A 6,107-nucleotide genomic window follows, 5' to 3' on the forward strand; every position below is an offset into this window, starting at 1 on the left:
ATTTCATACTCAATGAAAATCAAAGAGCAAACTAGGAAGCTAGCCGCAGGTTGCTCAAAACACTGTTTTGAGGTTGCAGATGGAAGCTGACGCAGTTTGAAGAGATTTTCGAAGAGTATCAAACACCATAAAAGAGGCAGACAAATCCACCTCTTATTTACCTAGTTCTTGTGTTCGTTTGTATGCTTGATGAACTGCATCCATGACTGTTCCTCGAAAAGCATGCGCTTCTAGACTCGCTACACCAGCGATAGTCGAACCGCCTGGGCTACATACTTGGTCTTTCAAGACCCCAGGATGCTCTTGGCTTTCTAGGACCAATTGTCCGGCGCCGACAACTGTTTGAGCCGCCATTTTCAATGCCGTTTCTCTTGGCAATCCAGTCTGAACACCTGCATCTGCCAAGGCCTCAATAAAGAGATAGACAAAGGCTGGGCCACAGCCTGCAAGACCTGTCGCTGCATCGATTAATCCTTCTCCTAGTTCAACCAAGAGGCCAGCATTTGCTAATAACTGACAAAAGAGCTCACTGTCCTCAGCCTTACAATTAGGAGACAAAGCATAGCTGATAACTCCTTGCCCGATAGAAGCAGGGGTATTCGGCATCATACGAATAATTCGGTGTTGACTTGGAATAAGACTCGCTAGTTTTTCTAAAGTCAATCCGGCTGCCATCGAAATCAAAAGAAGACTCTCTCGTTTTTCAAGGATGGTTTGGTATTGAGAAAGCAGTTCAGAAAACTGGGCTGGCTTAACACCTAGAAAAATCACATCTGCTTCTGCGAATATTTCTTCGTTGCTAGAAGCTAGACCACCGAAGTTGGCGATGAAAGCATCCACCTTAACTTGACTACGATTGGCAAGGAGAAGCTGAGCACCCGTCTTGGCCTGCAAGACAGCCTTGGCCAAGCTAGCACCCATATTCCCCAAACCGATAAATCCAATCTTCATCTCTTACTCCCTTATCTGTCCGTCACCAGTAACCACATACTTGTAGCTGGTCAACTCTTTCAAGCCCATTGGACCACGCGCGTGCAGTTTCTGAGTAGAAATCCCCATTTCACAACCAAGGCCAAATTGACCACCATCGGTGAAACGAGTTGAAGCATTAACATAAACCGCTGCTGAATCCACTTGATCTGTAAAGTAAGCTGCAGCTTCAGCATTCTCAGTCACAATGGCATCCGAATGATGAGTACTGTGGGTTTCAATATGCGCAACCGCTTCTTCTAAACTACTCACAACTTTAACAGCTAGGACATAGTCTAAAAACTCGGTATCAAAGTCTTGTGCTTCAGCTGCTTGACCTGAAAGAAACTGACTGGCTTTCTCATCCAAGCGGAATTGAATTGCTTCCAGTCCAGCTTCTTTTCGCTCTGCAACTAGCACTTTCTCCAATCGAGGAAGGAAGTTTGCTGCTTTATCTTCATGTACCAGCAGAACCTCCATGGCATTGCAGACAGAAGGACGACTGGTTTTGGCATTATTGATGATAGATAGAGCCTTGTCCTCATCTGCATCCTTGTCCACATAAACATGGACAATGCCTGTTCCTGTCTCGATAACTGGTACAATAGCATTTTCCACCACGGCATTAATCAAACCAGCCCCTCCACGAGGAATGAGTAGGTCTAGATAACCCTTGGCCTTCATCATGGCATAGCTACTTTCACGGCTAGTATCTTCCACCAGTTGGATCACATCAGGATGAATAGTCGTTGTCTCCAAGCCCTTTTTCAAAGCTGTGACAATGGCATGGGCTGTTTGATAGGCGTCCTTACCACTACGAAGAACAACCGCATTTCCACTTTTAAGAGCTAAAGCAGCCGCATCAGACGTCACATTTGGACGGCTTTCATAGATAATACCAATAACCCCCATAGCCACTCGTTTCTTGGTGATAACCAAACCATTTTCAAGCTGATTGGTTTCTAAAACTTCACCGATTGGATCTGGTAAGGCAACCACTTCACGAATCCCAGTTGCCATCGCTTCTATACGACTTGCATCCAAATAAAGACGATCCAGCATCACATCTGAGATTTTACCCTTGGCCGCTTCCATATCGAGGGCATTGGCTGCTAAAATCTCCTCAGTAGCTGCTAATAAGTGATCAGCCATGGCTAGCAATGCTTGGTTTTTCACTGCTTCACTAGCTGTGTTGATCGATTTTTTAACAGCCTGTACCTGTTCAAATTGTTCTTGTGTACTTACCATAGTTTACCTCTAAAATTCTGTAAAGAGTAGTTGGATTTCAGGAGTAGTGGAAATCCAGTCATCACGGTGAATCAAGACACCCTTGGCTTTTTGAGAACGCAACATATCCTCCAAGGCAGATGCCCCAAATTGCACGCGTCCTTTTCCAAGTGATTTTCCACTTTCCTTGTCAAATACTGTCACGATATCACCGTAAGAAAAAGCTCCTTCTGCATCAACAACACCAGATAAAAGAAGACTCTTTCCATGTTGAGAGAGAGCTTCTGCAGCCCCTTTATCAACCCAAATAGAACCCTGACTCTGAGCATAGAATGCAAGCCATTGTTTTTGGGTACGAAGTCCCTTCTCTTGCGCAACAAAGTAGGAACCATCCTTGGTCTCCTCAGCCGCCTCTATCATAGCATCAGCCTTCAATGATGAACAGATATAAACAGGAACTCCTGATTCCGTCGCGATAGTTGCAGCCTTGATTTTTGTTAGCATGCCACCAGTTCCGTTTGAAGAACCGGCTCCACCAGCCATATCGATAATCTCACGATTGATGGTCTCGATTCGCTCCAAGCGTTTAGCTCTTGGATCTGAATTAGGATTTCCAGTATATAGACCGTCTACGTCTGTCAAGAGGACTAAAAGGTCTGCTTGGACCATGGCTGCTACCTGAGCACTTAGAGTATCATTGTCCCCAACCTTGAGCTCATCAATAACGACACTGTCATTCTCATTGATGATAGGAATCGCCCCACGGCTAAGTAGAACTGACAAAGCCTGATGGGCATTTTTATAACGGCGCTTATCCACAAAGTCATCCTGAGTCAGCAAGATCTGCGCAGAAACGATTTGGCGCAAGAGAAGATTGGTCGTGTATTCTTCCAACAAAAGCCCTTGCCCTACCGCTGCTGAAGCCTGTTTATCAGCAATCTTAGTCGGACGCTTTTTAAATCCTAAGGCTCCAAAACCAGCCGCAATGGCACCTGACGACACCAAAATCAATTCATGACCAGCCTCGTGCAACATCGCCAACTGCTGGGTAATAGCCTTTACCTTACTACGTGATAAACTTCCATCCTCATTCGTTAGAGAAGAAGTCCCCACCTTAAAGACAATCCGTTTGTATTTCATAGTCTCACTCCGATTCTTCATATTTATCCATTATAACACGAATGGCAGGAAATAAAAAAGAGTTGATAGGAAAAAGGCCGAGACAAGTCATCTCAACCTTTTATCACGTCTAATTCTTTCTCAATCTCTCCAAGGTTTCCTTAAAAATATCTGGGATATCTGCTGTAAATTCCAAGGTCTCACCTGTTCGTGGATGCGTAAATCCTAGAGTCTTGGCATGAAGAAATTGTCCATGTCCTTTCAAAGTCTTGCGAGGACCATAGACTTCATCACCAGCGACTGGATGACCAATATAAGCCATGTGAACACGGATTTGATGGGTGCGGCCTGTTTCCAGCTGCAGCTCCACTAAGCTATAATCACCAAAGCGTTCTAAGACGTGGAAACGTGTCACTGCAGGCTTCCCTTTAGCAGTCACAGCCTGTTTCTTACGGTCTTTTTCACTACGGCCAATCGGAGCTTCAATCACACCACGATCATTAGGCAGATTTCCATGAACAATCGCCCAATATTTGCGGAGAGACTTTTTATCCTTGAGTTCTTGGGCAAGTGCTAGATGTGCCTCATCGTTTTTAGCAATCATGAGAAGGCCTGACGTATCCTTATCAATACGGTGAACAATTCCTGGACGTAGAACCCCATTGATACCCGACAAGTCCTTGATATGGTACATGAGGGCATTTACCAGAGTTCCACTAGTATGACCAGCACTCGGATGCACAACCATCCCCTGAGGCTTGTTAACGACGGCTACATCCTCATCTTGGTAGATGATTTCTAGCGGAAGATTCTCAGCCACATACTCTAAGACCTCAGCTTCTGGTACATGGTAAGTGACGACATCGCCCTCTTGAACTGTGTATTTAGCTTTCTTGACTTGACCATTGACCAAGACCTGGCCTGATTTGATTTGTTCATTCGCGAGACTGCGTGATAATTCTGTCAAATCCGACAAAGCCTTATCTAAACGCAGGCCACCAGTTTCAATTTTAATTTCCATTTATTTCCTCTTTTAACATTGCAATCAATAAAATAATCACTCCAACAGTCAGATAGCTATCTGCCACATTGAAAATTGCAAAATTGATAAAGTCCACATGAAACATATCCACAACAAAGCCCTGACTGATCCTGTCAATAAAGTTTCCAAGACCACCTGCAATAATCAAGGTCAAACCCAAGACCATCCAGAGTGAGTCCTCCATGTGTTTATGTAAATACCAAATGGCACCAACCACGACAACCAGAGTAATGACAGCGAATAACAACTGCTGATCTTGTAAGATAGAAAAGGCTGCCCCTCGATTTTGCAGGTAGGTCAAGCTAACGAAATTGGGAATCCAAGAGCGCACTTCACCCAGTGGAATCTGCTGGACGATATAGGACTTGACTAACTGATCAAGCCCAATCAAAAGCAATACAATGACTGCCACTATTCCTCTTTTTTTCATGATTTCCTCTTCTGATTAAAATATTCTTGCATGACTTCTACAAAGAGAGTCCCAGCTTGACTAAGCTCCACCTCTTCACGTTTAACATAGACCATGCGATTATCTAGGTTATCCTTGAGACGAATAACTGTAATACCATTAACACTGTCACTATCTAAAAATCCAGAACCAGTCGCATAGGCATCCGTCCGCTCCAAAATACCATTCAAGGTAGCACGGTCTGTCACATTGAACATCTGTGAGCTCGCACTGGTATCAACAAAGTTCTCTGAATAATAAAGGTACTCGTCTTTCTCTTGAGTGAAACGAACCGTTGGTAGATCCGCTAAATCCTCCATGACCAATTCCTCTTTCTGGGCTAAAGGATGCCCCTCACGAAGATAAATATGGGTATGGAAGGGAATCAATTCAATGACCTCAAGGCCTAACTTTTCAACCCGTTGCATGATCCCTTTTTTATTTTGATTGTTAAGGTAGATAATCCCAATCTCACTGTGACCTTGCGCTACTTCATCTAAGATTTGAACAGTAGTAGATTCAAAAATACGGAAGTTCTTATAGTCAGGATAGCGCTCTGAGAAAGCCGTAATGGTTGGTGGCAAGAAGTCATAGTGCTGACTAGCAATGGAAAATTCATCTTTTTCTTCCTCAGGGTTGGCATACTGATTTTGAAAAATATCAAATCCTTTAACCAATTCTTGCGCTTTTTCATAGAATTCCATACCACGACGGGTCAAGAAAGTCCCTGAGCTGGTCCGACGGAAAATCTTAAACCCCAACTCTTTTTCCAAATCACGAACAGAAATAGACAGACTCGGCTGACTAACATACATCTTTTCAGCAGCTTCACGGAAAGTACCACTATTCGCAATAGCCACAACATAGCGTAATTGTTGAATGTTCATCTTCTACCCCCAACTTCTTTATCTTTTCATTATACCATATTTTAGAAGTTTTCCATCGAAGAAAAATAATGTTACTCATAAAATGCATCTACACTAAGAATGAAAAAATCATGGGTACCAAAACGAAAAAATAGACTCTCCGAAAACTCGGAAAGCCTTATTTAATGCTACTTCTAGCTTCCTCGCCTTTAGATTTCAAGGCTCGGGATAAAAAGGTTCACTGGACCTTTTTATTTAGCGATTGGGTAAACAGAAACTTGTTTTTTATCGCGTCCTTTACGTTCAAAGCGTACTACGCCTTCAACTTTAGCGAACAAAGTATCGTCTCCACCACGTCCAACGTTTACACCTGGATAGATGTGTGTACCACGTTGACGGTAAAGGATTGATCCACCTGTTACAGTTTGTCCATCAG

Annotated in this window: 7 protein-coding genes and 1 pseudogene; 1 reads left to right on the forward strand and 7 read right to left on the reverse strand. The window is 43.5% G+C overall.

Annotation, left to right across the window (positions count from 1 at the left end; genetic code table 11):
• Positions 1-153 precede the first annotated feature (153 nt).
• The 6 genes from proC to PAN07_RS01235 form a co-directional block, all read right to left on the reverse strand.
• On the reverse strand, positions 154-951 hold the full coding sequence (gene proC / locus PAN07_RS01210; RefSeq protein WP_084863239.1) for a pyrroline-5-carboxylate reductase: 798 nt from the start codon (positions 949-951) through the stop codon (positions 154-156).
• A gap of 3 nt (positions 952-954) precedes the next feature.
• Positions 955-2,217, reverse strand: a complete 1,263-nt coding sequence (locus PAN07_RS01215; protein WP_084863237.1) for a glutamate-5-semialdehyde dehydrogenase — start codon at positions 2,215-2,217, stop codon at positions 955-957.
• Between the two features lie 9 nt (positions 2,218-2,226).
• A complete protein-coding gene (gene proB / locus PAN07_RS01220; RefSeq protein WP_239822199.1) occupies positions 2,227-3,336 on the reverse strand; it encodes a glutamate 5-kinase in 1,110 nt (369 codons plus the stop codon).
• Between the two features lie 109 nt (positions 3,337-3,445).
• Positions 3,446-4,336, reverse strand: coding sequence for an RluA family pseudouridine synthase (locus PAN07_RS01225; RefSeq protein WP_269796729.1), 891 nt, complete (start codon positions 4,334-4,336; stop codon positions 3,446-3,448).
• Entirely contained in the window at positions 4,326-4,787 is a 462-nt protein-coding gene (gene lspA / locus PAN07_RS01230) for a signal peptidase II (RefSeq protein ID WP_020901753.1), read from the reverse strand. The genes PAN07_RS01225 and lspA overlap by 11 nt, the downstream gene beginning before the upstream one ends.
• Positions 4,784-5,692 carry a LysR family transcriptional regulator gene (locus tag PAN07_RS01235; protein WP_001025694.1) on the reverse strand — a complete coding sequence of 303 codons (909 nt, stop codon included), beginning with the start codon at positions 5,690-5,692 and terminating at the stop codon, positions 4,784-4,786. The genes lspA and PAN07_RS01235 overlap by 4 nt, the downstream gene beginning before the upstream one ends.
• Here PAN07_RS01235 and PAN07_RS01240 point away from each other — a divergent pair.
• A pseudogene (locus PAN07_RS01240) lies at positions 5,685-5,756 on the forward strand (AraC family transcriptional regulator); the annotation flags it as partial. The gene PAN07_RS01235 and the pseudogene PAN07_RS01240 overlap by 8 nt on opposite strands.
• A 166-nt stretch (positions 5,757-5,922) precedes the next feature.
• Here the strand turns inward: PAN07_RS01240 and PAN07_RS01245 are convergent.
• Positions 5,923-6,107: 50S ribosomal protein L27 (locus tag PAN07_RS01245; RefSeq protein ID WP_269796730.1), on the reverse strand; the 185-nt coding region annotated here is incomplete at its 5' end.

The organism is Streptococcus sp. SM5, from assembly GCF_027497975.1.